The sequence below is a fragment of the Neisseria sp. LACPHL-SPEC-2024-00856 genome (assembly GCF_047915665.1).
GTDB classification, from domain to species: domain Bacteria; phylum Pseudomonadota; class Gammaproteobacteria; order Burkholderiales; family Neisseriaceae; genus Neisseria; species Neisseria polysaccharea.
Genome location: NZ_JBLRPR010000014.1, coordinates 1 through 20706, shown reverse-complemented (window position 1 = coordinate 20706; position 20706 = coordinate 1). Strand labels below are relative to the sequence as shown.

The window sequence follows — 20706 nt, the reverse complement described above, 5'->3', positions numbered from 1 at the left end:
AATTCACAAACGAGGTAACAAATGAATATTTTATTATTAGACGGCGGCAAAGCGTTCGGACATTCTCACGGCGGGTTAAACCGCACGCTTCACAAAAAAGCGAAAGAAGTTTTGACCGCGCTCGGACACAATGTACAAGAAACCGTGATTGATGCCGGCTATGATGTTGAGGCGGAAATCGAAAAATTCTTGTGGATGGATGCTGTGATTTGGCAAATGCCGGGCTGGTGGATGCACGAGCCTTGGACAGTGAAAAAATATATAGACGAAGTATTAACCGGCGGACACGGCAAGTTATATCACAGCGATGGCAGGCACAGTGCCAATCCGACCGAGGGCTACGGCACAGGCGGCTTGTTGCAAGGCAAAAAACATATGCTTTCGCTGACTTGGAATGCGCCGATTGAAGCCTTTACCCGCGAAGGCGATTTCTTCGAAGGCAAAGGCGCGGATGTTTTGTATATGCATTTCCACAAACTCAACGAGTTCATCGGCTTGAGCCGCCTGCCGACATTCTTATGTAACGATGTAATTAAAAATCCGCAAGTGGAAAAATACCTGGCAGACTATCAGGCACACTTGGAAAAAGTGTTCGGCTAAAAATTTGTCTTATAAACAAACAAAGGCCGTCTGAAAGATTGAATGATCTACACCCCTAAAGTTGGATTAACCAACCGACTAAGGTGCAGATTATTTAGGGCAGAATCTTCGAAGGCTCTGGCGGTGGGTATCGCCAAATAGGAAACCGTCCGATTGCTCGGGCGGTTTTGGTGGATTATTGACTTAAAAGCAACAATCAAGGCTAGAATCATTCCAGCATCAATCGTTACAGTCAATTGCAAATTGCCTGCTGAAATAGAGATTTGCATTTTGATGATTCCTGTAAAGTTTCAAACTTGGCAGGAATGCAAAAATCCCCTTGTTGGCAGCATGGGGATTTTTGCTTATCCCACCGCTCTTTGAGTTTCTCGCCTCTCGCGCCTGAATCTATGTCATACAGTTCCTTTCATTCAAATCAACAAAAGAATGCCGTCCGAACATCCGTTCAGACGGCACTTGTCTTCCCGCAATAGACTTGGGGCTGTTCTAACGTACCACCTCTTCGTTCCGCCCCAAAACCATCGCATCGCCGTAGCTGAAGAAACGGTATTCGCGTTCAACCGCATGACGATACACGGCGCGGATATGACCCATACCCGAAAACGCGCTGACCAACATCAGCAGCGTCGATTTCGGCAAATGAAAATTGGTAACCAGCCTGTCGACAACATTAAAACGGTAGCCCGGCGTGATGAAAATATCGGTGTCGCCCTGTCCGTCCTTCAAGCGTCCCGTCTCGCGCGCGGCAGACTCGAGGGCGCGCATGGAAGTCGTGCCGACCGCCCACACCTTATTGCCGCGCGCTTTGGCGGCTTCAACGGCGGCGGCGGTTTCAGACGGCACTTCAAACCATTCGCTGTGCATTTTGTGTTCTTCGATTTTTTCCACACGCACGGGTTGGAATGTCCCCGCACCGACGTGCAGGGTTACTTCTGCGGTTACTGCGCCTTTGTCTTTCAGGCGGCGCAAAAGTTCTTCCGTAAAATGCAGACCCGCCGTCGGCGCGGCGACCGCACCCTGATATTTGGCATAAACGGTTTGATAACGGCTGTCGTCATCCGCATCGGCGGCACGTTCGATATAAGGCGGCAGAGGCAAATGGCCGTTCTGTTCCAAAAGTTCGTAAACGGTTTGACCGCCTTCAAAACGCAGGCAGAACAGTTCGCCCTCACGCCCGACCATCACGGCGCGGATGCCGCCTTCAAACACCAGCCCCATACCGGGCTTGGGGGACTTGGACGAACGGATGTGCGCCAGTGCGGTATGGTTGTCCAACACGCGCTCAATCAGGGCTTCGATCCTGCCGCCGCTGTCTTTCTGCCCAAACAGCCGCGCCTTCATGACTTTGGTGTTGTTGAACACCAAAACGTCGCCCGCCTCGACATAATCCGGCAAATCGCCGAACACCCGGTCTTGCAGCGGCATATCGGGCAACGCAACCAAAAGGCGGCTGCTGCCGCGCACTTCGGGCGGATGCTGGGCAATCAGCTTTTCGGGCAGGGTAAAATCAAAATCTGAAATATCCATTTTTACACTCTCGTTCGGGCAAGCCGCCATTATACGCACTTTAGCCCTTTTTCAGACGGCATCTTTGTCCGAAAAACCAACAGATTAGAATAAACACTCTTAACCTGGAACATCTTGTGCGCAAAATCAAACTTCCTGCACATTTCCCCCAAAAACCGCCGTTTTTTGATATTTTACTGGACATTTACCGACAACTTCGGGAAAATAAACACATTCTCACGGTCGTTTTCCACCACAGGAAAACCGTATCCGAACACCATTCCGCCCGGTTTGCGCCGTTGCCGCAAGCCGGCTGTTTTCTGAAAAACCAACGCAACAACCCGCCGGAACACCGGCAGCCTTTAAAGGAACAGAAATGGATTTGCGCAAATTAAAAAAACTGATTGATTTGGTTGAAGAATCGGGTATCGCCGAAATCGAAGTTACCGAAGGCGAAGAAAAAGTCCGCATTACCCGAACCATCGCAGCAGCCCCGGTTTATGCCGCACCCGCACCTGCCGCAACCATGGCTGCCGCACCTGCACCGGCACCCGCCGCAACAACCCCCGCGCCTGCCGCAGCACCTGCAACCCGAGATTTGTCCAATGCGCAAAAATCACCTATGGTCGGTACGTTCTACCGCGCACCCGGCCCGAATGCCTCCGCATTTGTCGAAGTCGGACAACAAGTTAAAGCAGGCGACACCTTGTGCATCATCGAAGCGATGAAACTGATGAACGAAATTGAAGCCGAAAAATCCGGTACGGTCAAAGAAATCCTGGTCGAAAACGGTACCCCCGTCGAATTCGGCGAACCGCTCTTCATTATCGAATAATCCTGTTTTCAGACGGCATAGATTCCCGATGCCGTCTGAAATGCTTTCTCCTTCCAGCATTTTTGCACCCGCCTCTTTTATGTCGGGTCGCCTGAAACCACAGGAAAAGTCATCATGTTGAAAAAAGTTTTAATCGCCAACCGCGGCGAAATCGCATTGCGGGTGCTGCGAGCCTGCCGTGAAATGGGCATTGCCACCGTTGCCGTCCACTCCGAAGCCGACAAAGACAGTCTCCACGTCAAACTTGCCGACGAATCCGTGTGTATCGGTCCCGCCTCCTCGGCGCAAAGCTATCTGAATATCCCCGCCATTATCGCCGCCGCCGAGGTTACCGATGCAGATGCCATCCACCCCGGCTACGGCTTCCTTGCCGAAAACGCCAATTTCGCCGAACAGGTCGAACAATCGGGCTTTATCTTCATCGGCCCTAAAGCAGACACCATCCGCCTGATGGGCGACAAAGTATCCGCCAAACACGCCATGATCGAAGCGGGCGTGCCTTGTGTTCCCGGTTCTGACGGCGCGCTGCCCGACGACGGCGAAGAAATCCTCAAAATCGCCGATAAAGTCGGTTATCCCGTCATTATCAAAGCCTCCGGCGGCGGTGGCGGCCGCGGTATGCGCGTCGTCGAGAAAAAAGAAGACCTCCTCCAGTCTGTTGAAATGACCAAAGCCGAAGCAGGCGCGGCATTCGGCAACCCGATGGTTTACATGGAACGCTATTTGCAACGTCCGCGCCACGTCGAAATCCAAGTGATTGCCGACGAACACGGCAACGCCGTCTACCTTGCCGAGCGCGACTGCTCCATGCAGCGCCGCCACCAAAAAGTTATCGAGGAAGCACCGGCTCCGTTCATCACTGAAAAAGAACGCGCCAAAATCGGCAAAGCCTGTGCCGACGCCTGCAAACGCATCGGCTATCGCGGCGCAGGTACGTTTGAATTCCTTTACGAAGACGGCGAGTTCTTCTTTATCGAGATGAACACACGCGTTCAGGTTGAGCATCCGGTTACCGAGCTCATCACCGGCGTGGACATCGTACAAGAGCAATTGCGCATTGCGGCCGGCCTGCCGTTGCAATACAAACAAAAGGATATTCAAGTCGAAGGCCACGCGTTTGAGTGCCGTATCAACGCCGAAGACCCGTACAATTTCATCCCAAGCCCGGGTCTGATTGAAAGCTGCCATCTGCCCGGCGGCTTCGGTATCCGCGTCGACAGCCACATTTACCAAGGCTACCGCATCCCTCCTTACTACGACAGCCTGATCGGCAAAGTCTGCGTCGTCGGTAAAGACCGCGACCAAGCCATGGCCAAAATGCGCGTAGCCCTTGCCGAGCTGGCGATTACCGGCATTAAAACCAATACGCCGCTGCACCGCGACTTGTTCAACGACCCAGTTTTCCAAAAAGGCGGCGTCAGCATCCACTATTTGGAACACTGGCTGGAAGATCGCAAAGCCAAACAGGACAAATAAGCCGTCCCCGATATGCCGTCTGAAACAGTTTGTCCGTTTTCAGACGGCATTTCCGTTACACACCCATCCCCTTATACAGTACGACCCTATTCCGAAGGTCTGTTAAGAAAGCCCGCTATGCCTTACCAACAAATCACCATCAACGTCAACGATGCCGTCGCCGAACGCCTCGCCGACGCGCTGATGGAACACGGCGCACTCTCCGCCGCCATCGAAGATGCCTACGCCGGCACGCAAAACGAACAGGCGATTTTCGGCGAACCCGGTATGCCCGCCGAACAAATCTGGCAGCAGAGCAAAGTCATCGCCCTGTTCGGCGAACACGACGAAGCCGCCACCATCATCCAAACCGCCGCACAAGAATGCGGGTTAAAAGACTTGGCATACACCGGCGAAACCATCGAAGACCAAGACTGGGTGCGTCTCACGCAATCGCAATTCGACCCCATCCAAATTTCCGAACGCCTGTGGATTACCCCCTCTTGGCACGAAGCCCCCGAAGGCACTGCCGTCAACCTACGCCTCGATCCCGGTCTCGCCTTCGGCACCGGCAGCCACCCGACCACGCGCCTCTGCCTCAAATGGCTGGATACACAACTCAAAAACGGCGAAAGCGTCCTCGACTACGGCTGCGGTTCAGGTATCCTGACCATCGCCGCCCTCAAACTCGGTGCAGGTTCTGCCGTCGGCGTCGATATTGACGAACAGGCCATCCGTGCCAGCAAGGACAACGCCGAACAAAACAACGTCGATGCACAATTCTTCCTGCCCGACGGCCTGCCTCAAGGGCAATTCGACGTAGTTGTTGCCAACATCCTCGCCAACCCTTTACGTATGCTCGGCGAAATGCTTGCCGCCCGCACCAAACAAGGCGGCCGCATCGTGTTATCCGGTTTGTTGGACGAACAAATCGAAGAACTCAGCGGCATTTACAGCCAATGGTTCGATCTCGATCCTGCGGAAACCGAAGAAGGATGGGCGCGATTGAGCGGGACAAAACGCTGACAAGCAAAGGAAACACCGTGCAGGATAAAAACAACCTCTGCTGGCTCGATATGGAAATGACGGGGCTGAATCCCGAAACCGACCGCATTATCGAAGTCGCGATGATTATTACCGACTCGGATTTAAATGTATTGGCGCAATCCGAAGTCTATGCCATCCACCAAAGCGACGAGCTGCTCGACAATATGGACGAGTGGAACACCGCCACACACGGCAGGACGGGGCTGACGCAGCGCGTGCGCGAATCGTCGCATACCGAAGCCGAAGTCGAACAGAAACTGCTGGACTTTATGTCGGAATGGATACCCGAACGCGCCACGCCGATGTGCGGCAACTCCATCCACCAAGACCGGCGTTTTATGGTCAAATATATGCCGAAACTGGAAAACTACTTCCACTACCGCAACCTTGACGTTTCCACGCTCAAAGAGCTTGCCAAACGCTGGAATCCGCCCGTTGCCAAAAGCGTCGTCAAACGCGGTTCGCACAAGGCATTGGACGACATTTTGGAAAGCATCGAAGAAATGCGCCACTACCGCGAACACTTCCTGATTTCCGCCACCAAACCCGATACGGAATAAGAAACAAAAAATGCCGTCTGAAACGCAGTTTGCATTTCAGACGGCATTTTTACAGCAGATTGAAATCAAAAATATACACGCCCGTCATTCCCGCGCAGGCGGGAATCCGGAAGGTCGGGCTTGTTGGTCATGAAGTGGTCTTGAAAATGAAACGTTATCGAAAATCTGACGAACTGAAAGAAAAATATAGCGATATAGATGAGACTTTTGAATTTATAAAGGGGTTTATCTATGTAATTGCCCTTGCTTTTACCGCATATGTCGCTATCCGTTTTTTCTGATGCGCTTCCGATAAAATGCCGTCTGAAGGCTTCAGACGGCATTGTTTCAGGTGGCGGCGGCTTCCTGCCGGGTGCGGCTGATTTCGGCACGTTATTTTCAATCATTACAGAAACTGAAAGGTCTGGATTCCCGCCTGCGCGGGAATGACGGCGGTGTGCATTCTTACTTCAATCTGCCAAACAAATCGAACAGAGAAACCCTGTCCGTCAACACATCATGCAGCCATCGCCTTGAACACTTCAACCGCAACCGCAACCGTTTCGTCAATCAGCTCAGGCGTATGCGCGGCGGAAACAAAACCGGCTTCGTAAGCTGACGGGCCGAATGCGACATTGCGGTCGAGCATACCGTGGAAGAAATGTTTGAAACCGTCGATATTGGAACGCACCATATCAGCATAGTTTTGCGGCGTATGGCTGGCAAAATACAAACCAAACATACCGCCCACGCTATCCGCCGTAAACTCAACACCATATGTTTTAGCCGCATCGGCAATACCGTTGGCGAGGCGTTGGGTCAAGGCAGTCAGGTTTTCATAGAAGCCTTCGCGCTGAATGATTTCCAGCGTTTTCAAACCGGCTGCAACCGCAATCGGATTGCCGGACAATGTACCTGCCTGATACACGCCGCCCAACGGGGAAATACATTCCATAATGTCTTTACGGCCGCCGAACGCCGCCAAAGGCATACCGCCGCCGATCACTTTGCCCATGGTGGTCAAATCGGGTTTGATGCCGTGCAAAGATTGCGCGCCGCCCAGCGCCACGCGAAAGCCGGTCATCACTTCGTCGTAAATCAACACGGCACCGTGTTTTTCAGTCAATTCGCGCAAGGCTTTGACAAAGGCTTCAGACGGCCTAACCAGATTCATATTGCCGACAAAAGGCTCCAAAATCACACAGGCAATGTCATTGCCGCTTTGGGCAAAGGCTTCTTCCAGCTGGGCGATATTGTTGTATTCGAGTACCAAAGTATGTTTGGTAAAGTCGGCAGGCACGCCGGCGGAAGACGGGTTGCCAAACGTCAGCAGTCCGCTGCCGGCTTTGACGAGCAGGCTGTCGGAATGGCCGTGGTAGCAGCCTTCAAACTTGATGATTTTGTCGCGGCCGGTAAAGCCGCGTGCCAGACGGATGGCGGTCATGGTGGCTTCGGTACCGGAGCTGACAAGGCGCAGCCGTTCGACGGACGGCATGATTTTGGCGATTTCTTCGGCGATGACGATTTCGCCCTCGGTGGGCGCGCCGAACGACAAACCGCCCAAGGCAGCTTCGCGCACGGCTTCGATGACTTCGGGGTGCGCGTGTCCGACAATCGCAGGGCCCCAAGAGCCGACATAGTCGGTGTAGCGCGTGCCGTTTTCGTCCCAAACATACGCGCCTTCGGCTTTTTTAATAAAGCGCGGCACGCCGCCGACGCTGCCGAATGCGCGGACGGGGGAATTCACGCCGCCGGGGATGATGGCTTTGGCGCGGTCGAATAAAATTTCGTTACGGTTCATATATATCCTTAAATTCCATCCAAAGGCAGGTTTTAGGTTCTGAAACAGAAAAAGCTATTTTATCATTTTTCAGGTTTCGCCAAGGATTTGCCCGCTTCTTTGCGGATGACGTCAACCGTATCCCGGATGACGGAACGCTCGTCTTTTTCAACTTTATGTGTAAAGCGGTAGTCCCGGACAACTCCCTCCCCGTCGTAATCCACACACCACTCCCAATGCCGGCGTTCTGATTTCATATAAATGAAATTGGTCGGCAAAAAATTATAAATAGGCAGGCTGACTTCATGATAGGCATAACAGCCGAAAGGGTTGCGCTTCCCGAAACGTGCCTCTACCTCCGCCCGGGTCGTTTTGCCTTTAACAACCGTTTGTGCGATTCCCTCTTCCGTCTGATCACGCAGGAACTGATGTTCCCTGTCGCCGAAATTACTGGTACACGCACACAGCAGCAATGCCGCCCACACAGCCGGTTTCATACACACCTCCCATTAAAGCCAAACATTTGTTATAAGTTTTACCGTCTGCACCCGTATAGGTATAGCCGTTTTTCTGTAAAACATCGGCGTAATCATTTTGCAAACAAATGTCCATACTGCTTATCTTTGCGAACATCGTATCTGCCATCATAGTAAGTACATTGTCCAGAAATATGTTGCCCAATGTCACTATCTTGAACTTGGCTTGTTGATTGATAGTTAAATTTACTTCCTATTGCCGATAACACAACTTTATAGTTATTTGATCGACAATTATGAACTGATTTCACCCAGCGTGGATTAAGTCTCGTGCAATTAAAATCCGCACAATGACCAAAACATCCTGTTAGCATCATGGTGGAAACAAAAAGTAATGCTATATTAAAATGGTTTTTCTTCATATTTTTCTCCATTTGGTTTGTTTGGGTTGATTAATTTAGGAATATATTTGTTGATGTATTTACCATTTTCATCTTTTTCGGTCGGTTCGCTCCATATTAACTTATAATCTTTCCAAGCTTCCGTTAAAACAGGTTCGCCATTTTTCTCAAAAATATCCCCATTCTTATTCCTTTGGTACTGTTCAGGCACTTCTGCAAAATAACTGCTATGCGGATAGCAAAACCCCTTACATGTACCTTGTGTGGTGTCATTATTCCCTAACAAGAAAAATGGCGGTATCCACATTGTCGATCTATTACCAATAAAATCCTTGTTATGCATAATCGAATAGGCTCCGCTGTTATAAGTTTTACCGTCTGCACCCGTATAGGTATAGCCGTTTTTCTGTAAAACATCGGCGTAATCATTCTTCACATTTGTGGCTGTACCATAGAAACGTGCTTTTCTGATTGGGGCAATGCCATTTTGTTTTTGATTATTTACCCAATCTTTTAAGGAAACGCCTGCTGTAATTCCCCCACGACTGTGATTACTGGTATCAACCGAATACAGCCATCAAAACCGGATAAATTCATATTAAAAACAATATTCTGTTTACAAAACCCACATCGTGCTATAATCCGCACCGATTTTCAGACGGCACCGTCATGCCGTCTGAAATTTTTTCATTCCAACAACAATCAGCCCCGCAATTACGGCTGCCTGAGAAAGACACAAACCATGAAAAAAGTATTTATCCGTACCTTCGGTTGCCAAATGAACGAGTACGACAGCGAAAAAATGCTGTCCGTCCTTGCCGAAGAACACGGCGGCATCGAGCAGGTTACCCAGCCCGACGACGCCGACATCATCTTGTTCAACACCTGCTCCGTGCGTGAAAAAGCGCAAGAGAAAGTCTTCTCCGATTTGGGACGCGTACGCCCGCTCAAAGAAAAAAATCCCGACCTCATCATCGGTGTTGCCGGCTGCGTCGCCTCGCAAGAAGGCGAGAACATCGTCAAACGCGCTCCGTATGTGGACGTGGTTTTCGGCCCGCAAACGCTGCACCGCCTGCCCAAACTCATCGTCGATAAAGAAACCACCGGTCTCTCGCAAATCGATATTTCCTTCCCCGAAATCGAGAAATTCGACCACCTGCCGCCTGCGCGCGTAGAAGGCGGTTCGGCATTCATTTCCATTATGGAAGGCTGTTCCAAATACTGCTCTTACTGCGTCGTCCCTTACACCCGCGGCGAAGAATTCTCCCGCCCGCTCAACGACGTATTGACCGAGATTGCCGGTTTGGCGCAACAAGGCGTTAAAGAAATCAACCTCTTAGGCCAAAACGTCAATGCCTATCGCGGCGAAATGGACGACGGCGAAATCTGCGACTTTGCCACTTTGTTGCGCATCGTCCACGAAATCCCCGGCATCGAACGCCTGCGCTTTACCACCAGCCATCCGCGCGAATTTACCGACGCGATTATCGAGTGCTACCGCGACCTGCCGAAGCTGGTTTCCCACCTGCACCTGCCGATTCAAAGCGGTTCCGACCGCGTATTGAGCGCGATGAAACGCGGCTACACCGCTTTGGAATACAAATCCATCATCCGCAAACTGCGCGCCATCCGTCCTGATTTGTGCCTCAGCTCCGACTTTATCGTCGGCTTCCCGGGCGAGACCGAGCGCGAGTTCGAGCAAACCTTGAAACTGGTGAAAGACATTGCCTTCGACTTGAGCTTCGTCTTTATTTACAGTCCGCGCCCTGGCACGCCTGCCGCCAACCTGCACGATGATACACCGCATGAAGAAAAAGTCCGCCGCCTCGAAGCTTTGAACGAAGTCATCGAAGCCGAAACCGCGCGCATCAACCAAACCATGGTCGGCACGGTTCAACGCTGCCTGGTCGAGGGCATCTCCAAAAAAGACCCCGACCAACTGCAAGCCCGTACCGCCAACAACCGCGTTGTCAACTTTACCGGCACACCCGACATGATCAACCAAATGATCGATTTGGAAATCACCGAGGCCTACACCTTCTCCCTGCGCGGCAAAATTGTCGAAGCCTAAGTCTTCCCCACTGTAAAAATGCCGTCTGAAGCGTTTCAGACGGCATTTCTCACTTTGCAACGAACATCAGAACGTTTTGTTAAACTCGACAAACACCCGATTTTTCTCGTATTCGTTAAACACGTCGTTACTCCACGTTTCGCGGTGCGACAGCGTCAGGCGCGGCGTGATGCCTTTGAAATGCAATGCCCGGTGCCAAAGGCTCAAGGATGTGTCCAATTCTTTATCCCTGCGCCTTTCCCCTTTAAAACCGCTGAAAAAGCCGGGTTTCTCATAATGCCGTTTCGCCGCGCCGAGGCGCAACAGCGAAGACAGGCCGCTGCCGCCCCATTCCTGCCCCCAGGCAAAGCGCAGGCCGTAACGGTTGAAATTGTCGCCACGGTCGGCGGGGTTGCGCTCGCGGTAAAAATCCAAACCGCCCGTCCAATATTGGCGCGCATTCCGGTAAAACACCAGCGAATTGGAAATTTGCAAATGGGTATTGTCGGAACGCGCCCGGCGCGTATTCTTCAAACGCCCCCACTCCGCCGAAGACAGCGTTTGCCATTTCGGGGTTTGCCAACGGTTGAAATAAAGGCGTGCGCCGTTGGCGTAAGAATAAGCGTCGTTGCCGTAGGTGCGGCGTTCGTGGAACACTGCCAGCCCGACATCTTTACGCCGGTCGGCAAAACCGATGCCGCCGGAAACACCTGCCGTCATATCGTTGAATTTCTTATTCCCCGGATAAACCCTGCCGGACACGTCGCCGCCCGCCGTCGTGTACCAGCCGTTTTTCAGCGACCATTTTTTCTCCGCGCCGAGCCGGTAATTGACCGCCGTGCCGTCCACCTGTTTCGGGAAAGTCCAGTTGCCGTACTGCTGCTGTTTCGGAGCTTGGTTGATATTGTGTTCACGGGTAACGCTGAAACCGCCGTTTACCTTCCACGCATCGCGTTCGCGCAATGCCTTGCGGTACAGCTCGACCTGCTCCATCAGCTGCGGCGGCAGGTTTTCCGCCTTCAGGCGGTCGAACTGGTCTGCCGCCGCCTCGTTCTGCCTGTCTTCAAACAATGCTGCCGCCAAACGCATACGGACGGCGGGCGCGTCGGGTTGGGCGGCAATCAATTCCCGGTAATGGGAAATCGCCTCCTTCACCCTACCGTCTGCCTGCGCCAAAATCCCTTGTGCATAAAGTGCCAACATCTTATCCTGCTGCGCCTGTTGTAGGTAAATCGGCAAAATAACGCGGATACCGGCAATATTGTTTGAGACCACTGCGGAATACATCGCGCGGGACAACAATTCGGGATTTTTCAGCAGGGTTTCTCCGTCAATCTGCAAAACTTTTCCTTTTTCCCGCACCTGCCCCGGTACCTTCTCCCTGTCGATTGGTTTGACCTCCGCTTCATGAAGCCTGAACTCGGGACGGCTTCTCAAATCCGGTTCGCGCGGTGTTTCTTCGGCATATGCCGCGCTTGCCAATAAAGGCAGCAGCAGCATCCATCTGTTTCGTGCAGGCATAAATGTCTTCCCACAAAAATAAAAATAAAAAATAACCATTATCAACCAGCGGATTGTATCAGTTTTTTATGCCGCTGTTCCAAACCCTGCCGCCCGATGCCGCGACAATGCCGTCTGAAGCCAGAATCGGGTTTCAGACGGCAGCAAAAAACCGGCGGTTTTCCGCCGGTTTCATCATTATGCCCCGCCCTTCGGGGCGGCAGGGTTCGGATTGGTTTGCGGGGCGACGCGCGGTGCCGTGCCGGTGTGCCGCCTGTGCGTCAAAACATTTCCCGACGCATCAAAACAGCCATTTGAGCGACAATGCGGCTTCTTTGTCGCCGTCCGTCCTTTTGCCGTATCCGATGCGTGCGGACATATGGCCTTTCCAACCGGCTTCAATGCCGAACCGCCCTTCGAGTGCCGTCCTGCCTGCCAGCGTCTGTTTTTCGCCGTCCATTTCCACGCCGAAAGATTTTGACCTGTGCAAAACATTAAAAGCGGCAAAAGGCTGAAGATTGACACCGTTACGCAAAGCAAAACGGGTTTTTGCCCGAATGCCGGCGCGGCTTTGCCACTGACCGCTGCCGAGCAGTCCGACCGCCGTCCCCTCGCTGTCGGTAAAGCCGCCGTTTACGCCCAAGTAGGTAAACTGCGCCTGCGGTTGCAGGTAAAACCGCACATTATTACCTTTTCCGACAACGCCTTCCGCCACAAGCGCGTTGTAGCCGCCTTCGACAGAAGCCGTCCAACCTTTGGTTTTGTAGCGTTCCGCACGGTTTTCATCATTGATGCGGTGTTTGAAACGTTGGTATTGCAACCAGCCGTCCAAATACGCACCCGTTTGTTTATCGCGCAACTGATGCCACGCAGCATAAACACCCCCGCCATAACCATGCAAATAACTGCCTGCCGCACCGCCTTTGCCGTTGACTGATGCGTGCTGGCCGACCCTGCCGCCCATCACGCCGATTGCCAGCCGGCTGCCTTCATTTTGCCGTACAAACACCTCGCCGCCGATTTGCACGCCTTTGCGCCGCCCGTCCGCAGCCGCGCCGCCCCGTATATTTTGATGCGACCGGCCGCCGATGAAGCGCAGCCACAATTTTTGACGGGACGGATCGGCGGCATACACGTCGTCGCCCCTGTCGGCGGCACGCAGTCCGAACAAAGTGTTTGCCGCATAAGCCTGTTGGGCATATAAAACCGCTTCCGCCTCGGGGATGGCCAAACGCTGCACGCCGAAGCAAAATCCGCCTTCGCATTGTTTGAGCAATAATTCGTACAGCCCGGTTTTATAAGTTTTATCCAAACCAAACGCATCTTTATCGGCTTGTTTCGCCGCAATCAGTTTGCGTCCGTCGAGCGTTTTCAGATTTTCCGGCCGGCGTTCCAAAACCACGCCGGATTGTCCGCTGACTTTGTCTTCAAAGGTCAGGGCGGGTTCGTCCGACTCCCGCACGTCGTAGCCGAACAGGAAATCCGCGCCGCCCGCATAATCCTTATGGACGGTCAGTTTTTCATCTTTCGTGTTCAGGCGGATGCGGGCATTATCGGAAGTTTCCAGCGTATGGATGTCGGAATGGCGGCGCGGTTCCCAAAGGGAATCTTTCAGCGTCATCTTGGTCAGTTCCAACACCTGTCCGGCGACGTGGGATTTGTTTTCGATTTTGACGTGTAATTTTTTATTGAAGATGTTGTCGAGATTGGTCGGTGTTGTATTACTATGAGGAGTGAGTACAGCTTCTTCTATAATTGGATCAATAACTTTTCTAAATTTATTAATTTTATTTCTAGGTATTCCATATTGTTTTATTATCGCTTCCTCAACTATTTTTTTATTTTCTTCCCAAGCTTCGGGTCTTGTTTTGTATAAATCCTGTAATTGCTTTTTAACTGCCTGCTTTAAATCAGCCCCGTAATGATCTGTAATATATTTCTTAACAACAGGCATATTATCGACGGCGAGGATGCCGCTATTGTAGTTTTTACCCGTGATATTGATTTCGTCATACCCGTATTCGGATGAATTTTGATCGGTTTTGCCGCTGGAAAAATAATGAGAAACACCGTTTACCGGCTTGTCTGAAAATGAAAAATCGGTATCGTTGCCGATTTCGGTAGAACGAGTATTTGAACCGGGCTGATAACTGAAAGCACCGAAGCAATCAAAAGATATGCTGCACGGGCCGCGCCAAACGTGGGAATTTCTGTCTTCCGCCGCTTCTAAAATAAATTTGTTTTTAATCTCGGCTTCTTTGACGGGATCGTACGCATCCGAACCCCAAGCATATGGCGTGCAAAACAGCGATAAAACAGATAATGTTAATAGATTAACCCGACCGCTTGCTTGCTTGCTTGCTTTCAGTGTCATGAGAAATTTTCCTTTGTCAAGTGTTGAAATTATAATGATTATATACTACATCACACTACACCACAATGAAAAATCGGGAAAAACAAAAAACCTCTCCGCCGTCATTCCCACGAAAGTGGGAATCTAGAATTTTAATGCTGCAAGAATTTATCGGGGATGGCCGGGGTTTGAAGGTCTGGATTCCCGCCTGCGCGGGAATGACGGTTTAGAAATCACCCGAAACGAGAAAAAGAACCGAAACCGGACAAGTCGGATTCCCACACGGGCGGGAAGGACGGAATTTCAGATTGTTGTTTTTGATTTTCTGTTTTGTGGGAATAACGGGATTTTGGATGATGTGCATTTATCGGGAAAACTAAAAACCCTCCGCCGTCATTCCCGCGAAAGCGGGAATCTAGAATTTTAATGCTGCAAGAATTTATCGGAAAAAACTGAAGTTTAAAGACCTAGATTCCCGCCTGCACGGGAATGACGGTTTAGAAATCACCCGAAACGAGAAAAAGAACCGAAACCGAACAAGCCGGATTACCGCCTGCGCGGGAATGACGGCTCAAAAGTTACGAAAAGAAAAATAACCGAAACCAGACAAGTCGGATTCCCGAGCAGGCGGGAATGACGATAAGCGTAATTTCAATCTGCCATATTGTCTTTTCATTTGCCTGAAAACAGATTTCAGCCGCCTATCCCTGCATCCGGCGGCTGATGTAGTCGGCAATCAAATCCCGCTTTTCCCAAAAAAACTTCTGCATTTTTTGTTCGGAATACAGTTTGCGTACCAGAGTGGGCAGACCGCTGTGGACGATGGCGGCGATTTCTTTGTTGCTTTCTTCTTCCTGCATTGCCGTCTGAAAATCCAAACCGCGGCTTTTCAGATATTCAGTAAGCCGGTTGCGGATGTGTGAATTGAGTTCGATGGATTTGAGCATTTTGCCTCCGTTTTGCGGTAAGGATTTATTTGATTTGTTTATCCGCCTGATTTTATCACGTTTCCCAAGCGGTTTGCCTGTACAATACCGCTTTTCGGCAGGGTGTGGGCGATGATGTTTTCTTGGTTCAAGCTGTTTCACTTGTTTTTTGTCATTTCGTGGTTTGCAGGGCTGTTCTACCTGCCGAGGATTTTCGTCAATATGGCGATGATTGATGCGCCGCGCGGCAATCCCGAGTATGTGCGCCTGTCGGGGATGGCGGTGCGGCTGTACCGTTTTATGTCGCCGTTGGGCTTCGGCGCGGTCGTGTTCGGCGCGGCGATACCGTTTGCCGCCGGCTGGTGGGGCAGCGGTTGGGTACATGTCAAACTGTGTTTGGGCTTGATGCTTTTGGCCTATCAGCTGTATTGCGGCGTGCTGCTGCGTCGTTTTCAGAATTACAGCAATACTTTCTCACACCGCTGGTATCGCGTATTTAACGAAATCCCTGTACTGCTGATGATAGGTGCGCTTTACCTAGTTGTGTTCAAACCGTTTTGACGGAGCATCTTATGCCGGTAGAAATCGAACGCCGCTTTTTGATTGAAAATGACAAATGGCATCAATACGCCGATGAGCCGCTGCTCTTGAAACAGGCTTATCTTTCTGTTGAGAAAGAACGTACCGTCCGTGTCCGTATTGTCGGACAACGGGCGTGGCTGACACTGAAAGGCTATATTTCGGAACTCAGCCGCAGTGAGTTTGAATACGAAATCCCGCTTGCAGATGCGGAAAAGATGATGGAAACGATGTGCCCGTTTAAAATGGAAAAATGGCGCTATCCGGTCAGATGGAGCGGCAGCCTGTTTGAAATCGATGTTTTTCTTGGCGAAAACGCGCCTTTGGTCGTCGCAGAAATCGAGTTGCCCGACGAGAATGCCGATTTTGACCGGCCGGACTGGCTGGGACGGGAAATCACTTCAGACGGCATGTTTACCAATGCGTACTTGAGCAAACACCCGTTCTCAAGCTGGAAAAATGCCGTCTGAAACGGCTTCAGACGGCATCTGCCTTGCGGTTATCCCTTGAGGTAATGCACGAATGTATATGCAACGCCTTTGCTGCTGACACGGCGTTCCGTCCTCTCCGCTTCTTTCCAATGCATCCGGTCTATTTCAGGGAAAAACGCATCACCTTCCACAGTCAGGCCGACTTCGGTTATCCGCAAGTCAGTCGCCAACGGCATCGCTTGTGCGTATATCTGCGCACCGCCCATAATGACGATTTCCTCCACACCGGCACACAATGCCAATGCAGCCTCCAAACTTACCGCCGTTTCCGCACCTGCCGTGCAATAATCCTCCTGCCTGCTAATAACAATGTTTCTTCTTTCAGGCAGGGGTTTGACTGGTAAAGACTCCCATGTTTTCCGTCCCATTATCACCGGTTTCCCCAAGGTATATGCTTTGAAAAATGCAAAATCTTCCGGAATATGCCAAGGCATGGTGTTTCCCGCCCCAATGCACAGATTCTCCGCACACGCTGCAATTAAGGTTATTTTAGTCATGTCGTCTCCATAAAAATGCCGTCTGAAAGCTTCAGACGGCATTTTATGATATTCCGTATCAAAAATCTCAACTTGCCCGAGCAATACGTATTTTGTTGGCACTCGCCAACAATGCCAACAGTTCTTCAGTCGCATCCCAACCGATACACGCATCGGTAATGCTCTTACCGTAAACTTCCGGCTTATCCTGTCTGCCTTCTATTAAATGGCTTTCTACCATTACACCCATAATATTGCTCCCGTCCTGTTCCAATTGGGCGGCAATATCCCGTGCCACGTCCATCTGCTTGGTATAATCCTTGCGGCTGTTAGCATGGCTGCAATCAATCATCAGCTTATCGTTTACACCGGCCGCCTTTAACTGCTCAACCGCAGCACTGACGTGTTCCGCATCATAATTCGGCTCTTTACCGCCCCGCAAAATAACATGACAATCTGGATTGCCACTGGTATGGACAATGGCGGAATGTCCGGCTTTAGTTACAGACAAGAAATGATGGGAATGGCTCGCCGCACCAATTGCATCGATTGCAATCTTCAAATTACCATCTGTACCGTTTTTAAAGCCGACGGGACAGGACAGACCGCTTGCCAATTCACGGTGGACCTGGCTTTCAGTCGTCCGTGCACCGATTGCCCCCCAAGAAATCAAGTCGGCATAATACTGGGGTGTAATCATATCCAAAAATTCGGTAGAGGCAGGCATGCCCATATTATTCAGGGACAACAACAGACTGCGCGCCTGACGCAAACCGAAATTGATATCGAATGTTCCGTCCAAGTGCGGGTCGTTAATCAAACCTTTCCAACCCACCGTCGTTCTCGGCTTCTCGAAATAAACTCGCATCACAATCAAAAGCTCGTTTTCATACTGCTTGCGGAGTTTCGACAAACGCTCCGCATATTCCAACGCCGCTTTTGGATCGTGAATCGAACACGGCCCGATAATGACCAAGAGCCGTTTATCCTTACCATGCACCAAATCCGAAATCTCATGGCGCGTACGGTGAACCAGACCCGAAGCCTCTTTGGAAATTGGCAGCTCGTAAAGATGGGCAATCGGCGGCAGCAGTTCTTTAACTTCTTTAATCTTAATATCGTCAGTGGGGTAATGGTGTGTCATCGGGTATCTTTCCTGATTGGTTTTGCATATAGATTACATGGTTTGTATAAGCATAACAAGCTCAACAGTCCACCGCAAAGCTATTTTATTCCAAAATAACCGACAAAGCTTTTTTTATAGATTTTAAATTTCATATTTTTAATATTTTAGAAATTTTATTCCAAATAAAAAGAAAATAAATTGATAAAAACAATACTCGCCATTCATTCGGGCAAACCTAAAACCGGAACAACCGCAAATACCCGAAACCCCTTGAAAAGGAGATAAACTCATTACTTGAAAAAAATAATTTAATTGAGAAGCAGGTATCCCCCCGCAATCTTTTTAACTTAGCTTCATTGCAAAAAAACCTTACTTACACGCCCATTGGCAGCCGTTTCCGCCGCCGCAATGACAGAAATCCCCGATTTCATTGACAATGCGAGTACAAAGTCTTTGCCGGTTATGGCAAAGGCAAAGCCGCTGCCGGCAATTTGAAAGAAAAACAATGCAATCCGGTTATCAGTTTCCGTGCGGACATGCTACGCCACGGTATGCGTTTTGAAGCAGAGTACGCCCGAGGCAAAAACAATGCAGACGACAAAGGAGGGAATGCACGCATCGCTAACGGCGCAATAGGCAAAACAGCTAGCGTGTATGCCGGCCATACCTACACCCAACCGCTCGGAGAATCCACACGTTTCCGTGGCGGTGTCGGTCTGGAGTGCGTCCAAGTTAAACGTTATCTGGGAGAAAAGTGCTGCGGCTACGCCTGTCCCAAAAGCAAACGCCTCACTCTGCGAGCAGATGGTGAAAGTAGAGTTTGACCCATACTACCACCACCGCGCAATCCGCAAGTCTGCCGAATTTGTCTCGAATACTACCAAAACCAAAACAGACAGCGAAAAGTTTAACGAGTACGGCTTCCGCGTAGCCGCAACGTTCTAATTCCCTTGCGTATAAAAAGCAGCATAAAAATGCTGCCTTTTCCCATTTCCAAGGGAAGTATTCCGTAGTGCAGTTTACCTCATTGTTTCACACAAACCGAAAATGCCGTCTTAAAACCAATTTTCAGACGGCATTTGTCCCTTAAAACACGTTTTTTCAAGCGCGACCATACCAAACACCCAAAGGTTACCTGAAACCCGGGTAAGTACAATTAGCCACCTCAAGTGGCGTAATCGTACGAACAAATCCTTCCTCCCTTCGTACAACCTTTGCTCCATCAAACACCTGCTTTCCAAATACTGATGTTTGCTTGGGTTGAATCAGCATTCGTGTGATTACGGCGCACCACCTAATCTGTACCTGCATCCGTTGCGCCCAATACCAAAGGCTACCTGAAAATCTCCCAAACTTTTCAGGTAGCCTAAGACCTTTGCAAAATTCCCCAAAATCCCCTAAATTCCCACCAAGACATTTAGGGGATTTTCCATGAGTACCTTCTTCCGGCAAACCGCCCAAGCCATGATTGCCAAACACATCGACCGCTTCCCACTATTGAAGTTGGATCAGGTGATTGATTGGCAGCCGATCGAACAATACCTGAATCGTCAAAGAACCCGTTACCTCCGAGACCACCGCGGCCGTCCCGCCTATCCACTGCTATCCATGTTCAAAGCCGTCCTGCTCGGACAATGGCACAGCCTCTCCGATCCCGAACTCGAACACAGCCTCATCACCCGCATCGATTTCAACCTGTTTTGCCGTTTCGACGAACTGAGCATCCCCGATTACAGTACCTTATGCCGCTACCGCAATTGGCTGGCGCAAGACGACACCCTGTCCGAATTGCTCAAACTGATTAACCGACAACTGACCGAAAAAGGTTTAAAAATAGAGAAAGCATCCGCCGCTGTCGTTGATGCCACCATTATTCAGACTGCCGGCAGCAAACAGCGTCAGGCTATAGAAGTCGATAACAAAGGACAAATCAGCGGCCAAACCACACCGAGTAAGGACAAAGATGCGCGCCGGATAAAGAAAAACGGCCTCTACAAACTCGGTTACAAACAACATACCCGTACCGATGCGGAAGGCTATATCGAGAAACTGCACATTACCCCCGCCAATGCCCATGAGTGCAAACACCTGTCGCCTTTGTTGGAAGGACTGCCCGAAGGTACGACCGTCTATGCCGACAAGGGCTATGACAGCAAGGAAAACCGGCAACATCTGGAAGAGCATCGACTGCTGGACGGTATTATGCGCAAAGCCTGCCGCAACCGTCCGCTGACGGAGGCGCAAACCAAACGCAACCGATATTTGTCGAAGACCCGTTATGTAGTCGAACAAAGCTTCGGTACGCTGCACCGTAAGTTCCGCTATGCCCGGGCAGCCTATTTCGGACTGATTAAAGTGAGTGCGCAAAGCCATCTGAAGGCGATGTGTTTGAACCTGTTGAAAGCGGCCAACAGGCTAAGTGCGCCCGCTGCCGCCTAAAAGGCAGCCCGGATGCCTGATTATCAGGTATCCGGGGAGGATTAAGGGGGTATTTGGGTAAAATTAGGAGGTATTTGGGGCGAAAACAGCCGAAAACCTGTGTTGGGGTTTCGGTTGTTGGGGGGAA

Annotated in this window: 22 protein-coding genes and 1 pseudogene; 11 read left to right on the top strand and 12 right to left on the bottom strand. The window is 50.8% G+C overall.

Features of this window, described 5'->3' with window-relative positions; translation table 11 throughout:
• The first annotated feature begins 21 nt into the window (after positions 1-21).
• Positions 22-600, top strand: coding sequence for an NAD(P)H-dependent oxidoreductase (locus ACNAU7_RS09740; RefSeq protein ID WP_416302103.1), 579 nt, complete (start codon positions 22-24; stop codon positions 598-600).
• A gap of 486 nt (positions 601-1086) precedes the next feature.
• Here ACNAU7_RS09740 and queA read toward each other — a convergent pair whose 3' ends face one another.
• Positions 1087-2127: a tRNA preQ1(34) S-adenosylmethionine ribosyltransferase-isomerase QueA gene (queA, locus tag ACNAU7_RS09735; protein ID WP_196429015.1), complete on the bottom strand. Its 1041-nt coding sequence runs from the start codon at positions 2125-2127 to the stop codon at positions 1087-1089.
• A gap of 116 nt (positions 2128-2243) precedes the next feature.
• Here queA and ACNAU7_RS09730 point away from each other — a divergent pair, with 116 nt between their 5' ends.
• The 5 genes from ACNAU7_RS09730 (at position 2244) to orn (ending at position 6003) form a co-directional block, all read left to right on the top strand.
• Positions 2244-2501 carry a hypothetical protein gene (locus ACNAU7_RS09730; protein ID WP_002214626.1) on the top strand — a complete coding sequence of 86 codons (258 nt, stop codon included), beginning with the start codon at positions 2244-2246 and terminating at the stop codon, positions 2499-2501.
• The gene (accB, locus tag ACNAU7_RS09725; protein ID WP_308018162.1) at positions 2483-2941 is read left to right on the top strand and encodes an acetyl-CoA carboxylase biotin carboxyl carrier protein; all 459 of its coding nucleotides are present in this window, start codon (positions 2483-2485) and stop codon (positions 2939-2941) included. Before ACNAU7_RS09730 ends, accB begins: the two co-directional genes overlap by 19 nt.
• A 114-nt stretch (positions 2942-3055) precedes the next feature.
• The gene (gene accC, locus ACNAU7_RS09720) at positions 3056-4417 is read left to right on the top strand and encodes an acetyl-CoA carboxylase biotin carboxylase subunit (RefSeq protein WP_416302102.1); all 1362 of its coding nucleotides are present in this window, start codon (positions 3056-3058) and stop codon (positions 4415-4417) included.
• A gap of 117 nt (positions 4418-4534) precedes the next feature.
• Positions 4535-5422: a 50S ribosomal protein L11 methyltransferase gene (prmA, locus tag ACNAU7_RS09715; protein ID WP_416302110.1), complete on the top strand. Its 888-nt coding sequence runs from the start codon at positions 4535-4537 to the stop codon at positions 5420-5422.
• A 17-nt stretch (positions 5423-5439) separates the two neighbouring features.
• A complete protein-coding gene (gene orn, locus ACNAU7_RS09710) occupies positions 5440-6003 on the top strand; it encodes an oligoribonuclease (RefSeq protein ID WP_416302101.1) in 564 nt (187 codons plus the stop codon).
• A 496-nt stretch (positions 6004-6499) separates the two neighbouring features.
• Here the strand turns inward: orn and hemL are convergent, their stop codons facing one another.
• The 5 genes and pseudogenes from hemL to ACNAU7_RS09685 all read right to left on the bottom strand — a co-directional run bounded on the left by hemL (position 6500) and on the right by ACNAU7_RS09685 (position 9075).
• Positions 6500-7783, bottom strand: a complete 1284-nt coding sequence (gene hemL / locus ACNAU7_RS09705; RefSeq protein WP_416302100.1) for a glutamate-1-semialdehyde 2,1-aminomutase — start codon at positions 7781-7783, stop codon at positions 6500-6502.
• Positions 7784-7845: 62 nt separating this feature from the next.
• Positions 7846-8259: a glucosamine-fructose-6-phosphate aminotransferase gene (locus ACNAU7_RS09700; protein ID WP_416302099.1), complete on the bottom strand. Its 414-nt coding sequence runs from the start codon at positions 8257-8259 to the stop codon at positions 7846-7848.
• Between the two features lie 28 nt (positions 8260-8287).
• Positions 8288-8410, bottom strand: a pseudogene (locus ACNAU7_RS09695) (filamentous hemagglutinin); the annotation flags it as partial.
• Complete coding sequence (locus tag ACNAU7_RS09690; RefSeq protein WP_081451152.1) at positions 8352-8660, bottom strand: hypothetical protein; 309 nt, start codon at positions 8658-8660, stop codon at positions 8352-8354. The pseudogene ACNAU7_RS09695 and the gene ACNAU7_RS09690, both read right to left, overlap by 59 nt.
• On the bottom strand, positions 8641-9075 hold the full coding sequence (locus tag ACNAU7_RS09685; RefSeq protein ID WP_416302098.1) for a hemagglutinin: 435 nt from the start codon (positions 9073-9075) through the stop codon (positions 8641-8643). Before ACNAU7_RS09685 ends, ACNAU7_RS09690 begins: the two co-directional genes overlap by 20 nt.
• A 306-nt stretch (positions 9076-9381) precedes the next feature.
• Here ACNAU7_RS09685 and miaB point away from each other — a divergent pair, with 306 nt between their 5' ends.
• On the top strand, positions 9382-10710 hold the full coding sequence (gene miaB / locus ACNAU7_RS09680; protein WP_304674947.1) for a tRNA (N6-isopentenyl adenosine(37)-C2)-methylthiotransferase MiaB: 1329 nt from the start codon (positions 9382-9384) through the stop codon (positions 10708-10710).
• A gap of 66 nt (positions 10711-10776) precedes the next feature.
• On the opposite strand, the gene ACNAU7_RS09675 is transcribed toward miaB, so the two are convergent.
• The 3 genes from ACNAU7_RS09675 to ACNAU7_RS09665 all read right to left on the bottom strand — a co-directional run bounded on the left by ACNAU7_RS09675 (position 10777) and on the right by ACNAU7_RS09665 (position 15489).
• Positions 10777-12189 (bottom strand): surface lipoprotein assembly modifier, encoded by a 1413-nt coding sequence (locus ACNAU7_RS09675; protein ID WP_416302109.1) that lies wholly within the window; start codon positions 12187-12189, stop codon positions 10777-10779.
• A 301-nt stretch (positions 12190-12490) separates the two neighbouring features.
• Entirely contained in the window at positions 12491-14563 is a 2073-nt protein-coding gene (locus ACNAU7_RS09670) for an autotransporter outer membrane beta-barrel domain-containing protein (RefSeq protein ID WP_416302097.1), read from the bottom strand.
• Positions 14564-15243: 680 nt separating this feature from the next.
• Positions 15244-15489, bottom strand: a complete 246-nt coding sequence (locus tag ACNAU7_RS09665; RefSeq protein ID WP_416302096.1) for a hypothetical protein — start codon at positions 15487-15489, stop codon at positions 15244-15246.
• A 111-nt stretch (positions 15490-15600) separates the two neighbouring features.
• On the opposite strand from ACNAU7_RS09665, the gene ACNAU7_RS09660 reads away from it, so the two are divergent.
• Positions 15601-16029, top strand: coding sequence for a CopD family protein (locus ACNAU7_RS09660; RefSeq protein WP_118821809.1), 429 nt, complete (start codon positions 15601-15603; stop codon positions 16027-16029).
• A gap of 11 nt (positions 16030-16040) precedes the next feature.
• Positions 16041-16517 (top strand): CYTH domain-containing protein, encoded by a 477-nt coding sequence (locus ACNAU7_RS09655; protein WP_416302095.1) that lies wholly within the window; start codon positions 16041-16043, stop codon positions 16515-16517.
• A 29-nt stretch (positions 16518-16546) separates the two neighbouring features.
• Here ACNAU7_RS09655 and ACNAU7_RS09650 read toward each other — a convergent pair whose 3' ends face one another.
• The 3 genes from ACNAU7_RS09650 to ACNAU7_RS09640 form a co-directional block, all read right to left on the bottom strand.
• Positions 16547-17035 (bottom strand): dihydrofolate reductase, encoded by a 489-nt coding sequence (locus tag ACNAU7_RS09650; protein WP_416302108.1) that lies wholly within the window; start codon positions 17033-17035, stop codon positions 16547-16549.
• A gap of 67 nt (positions 17036-17102) precedes the next feature.
• Complete coding sequence (gene aroG, locus ACNAU7_RS09645) at positions 17103-18158, bottom strand: 3-deoxy-7-phosphoheptulonate synthase AroG (RefSeq protein ID WP_416302094.1); 1056 nt, start codon at positions 18156-18158, stop codon at positions 17103-17105.
• A 335-nt stretch (positions 18159-18493) separates the two neighbouring features.
• The gene (locus tag ACNAU7_RS09640; RefSeq protein WP_199904211.1) at positions 18494-18646 is read right to left on the bottom strand and encodes a hypothetical protein; all 153 of its coding nucleotides are present in this window, start codon (positions 18644-18646) and stop codon (positions 18494-18496) included.
• Here ACNAU7_RS09640 and ACNAU7_RS09635 point away from each other — a divergent pair.
• Positions 18632-18964 (top strand): hypothetical protein, encoded by a 333-nt coding sequence (locus tag ACNAU7_RS09635; RefSeq protein ID WP_234403240.1) that lies wholly within the window; start codon positions 18632-18634, stop codon positions 18962-18964. The two genes, ACNAU7_RS09640 and ACNAU7_RS09635, sit on opposite strands and share 15 nt — an antisense overlap.
• A gap of 607 nt (positions 18965-19571) precedes the next feature.
• Positions 19572-20579 (top strand): IS5 family transposase, encoded by a 1008-nt coding sequence (locus ACNAU7_RS09630; RefSeq protein ID WP_416302093.1) that lies wholly within the window; start codon positions 19572-19574, stop codon positions 20577-20579.
• Positions 20580-20706: the final 127 nt, after the last annotated feature.

Bases quoted from the DNA above. Each gene is read 5' to 3' on its own strand.
- ACNAU7_RS09740 (WP_416302103.1), top strand. From the start codon at position 22: ATGAATATTTTATTATTAGACGGCGGCAAAGCGTTCGGACATTCTCAC.
- queA (WP_196429015.1), bottom strand. From the start codon at position 2,127: ATGGATATTTCAGATTTTGATTTTACCCTGCCCGAAAAGCTGATTGCC.
- accB (WP_308018162.1), top strand. From the start codon at position 2,483: ATGGATTTGCGCAAATTAAAAAAACTGATTGATTTGGTTGAAGAATCG.
- accC (WP_416302102.1), top strand. From the start codon at position 3,056: ATGTTGAAAAAAGTTTTAATCGCCAACCGCGGCGAAATCGCATTGCGG.
- prmA (WP_416302110.1), top strand. From the start codon at position 4,535: ATGCCTTACCAACAAATCACCATCAACGTCAACGATGCCGTCGCCGAA.
- hemL (WP_416302100.1), bottom strand. From the start codon at position 7,783: ATGAACCGTAACGAAATTTTATTCGACCGCGCCAAAGCCATCATCCCC.
- ACNAU7_RS09700 (WP_416302099.1), bottom strand. From the start codon at position 8,259: ATGAAACCGGCTGTGTGGGCGGCATTGCTGCTGTGTGCGTGTACCAGT.
- ACNAU7_RS09690 (WP_081451152.1), bottom strand. From the start codon at position 8,660: ATGAAGAAAAACCATTTTAATATAGCATTACTTTTTGTTTCCACCATG.
- miaB (WP_304674947.1), top strand. From the start codon at position 9,382: ATGAAAAAAGTATTTATCCGTACCTTCGGTTGCCAAATGAACGAGTAC.
- ACNAU7_RS09675 (WP_416302109.1), bottom strand. From the start codon at position 12,189: ATGCTGCTGCTGCCTTTATTGGCAAGCGCGGCATATGCCGAAGAAACA.
- ACNAU7_RS09670 (WP_416302097.1), bottom strand. From the start codon at position 14,563: ATGACACTGAAAGCAAGCAAGCAAGCAAGCGGTCGGGTTAATCTATTA.
- ACNAU7_RS09665 (WP_416302096.1), bottom strand. From the start codon at position 15,489: ATGCTCAAATCCATCGAACTCAATTCACACATCCGCAACCGGCTTACT.
- ACNAU7_RS09660 (WP_118821809.1), top strand. From the start codon at position 15,601: ATGATGTTTTCTTGGTTCAAGCTGTTTCACTTGTTTTTTGTCATTTCG.
- ACNAU7_RS09655 (WP_416302095.1), top strand. From the start codon at position 16,041: ATGCCGGTAGAAATCGAACGCCGCTTTTTGATTGAAAATGACAAATGG.
- ACNAU7_RS09650 (WP_416302108.1), bottom strand. From the start codon at position 17,035: ATGACTAAAATAACCTTAATTGCAGCGTGTGCGGAGAATCTGTGCATT.
- aroG (WP_416302094.1), bottom strand. From the start codon at position 18,158: ATGACACACCATTACCCCACTGACGATATTAAGATTAAAGAAGTTAAA.
- ACNAU7_RS09630 (WP_416302093.1), top strand. From the start codon at position 19,572: ATGAGTACCTTCTTCCGGCAAACCGCCCAAGCCATGATTGCCAAACAC.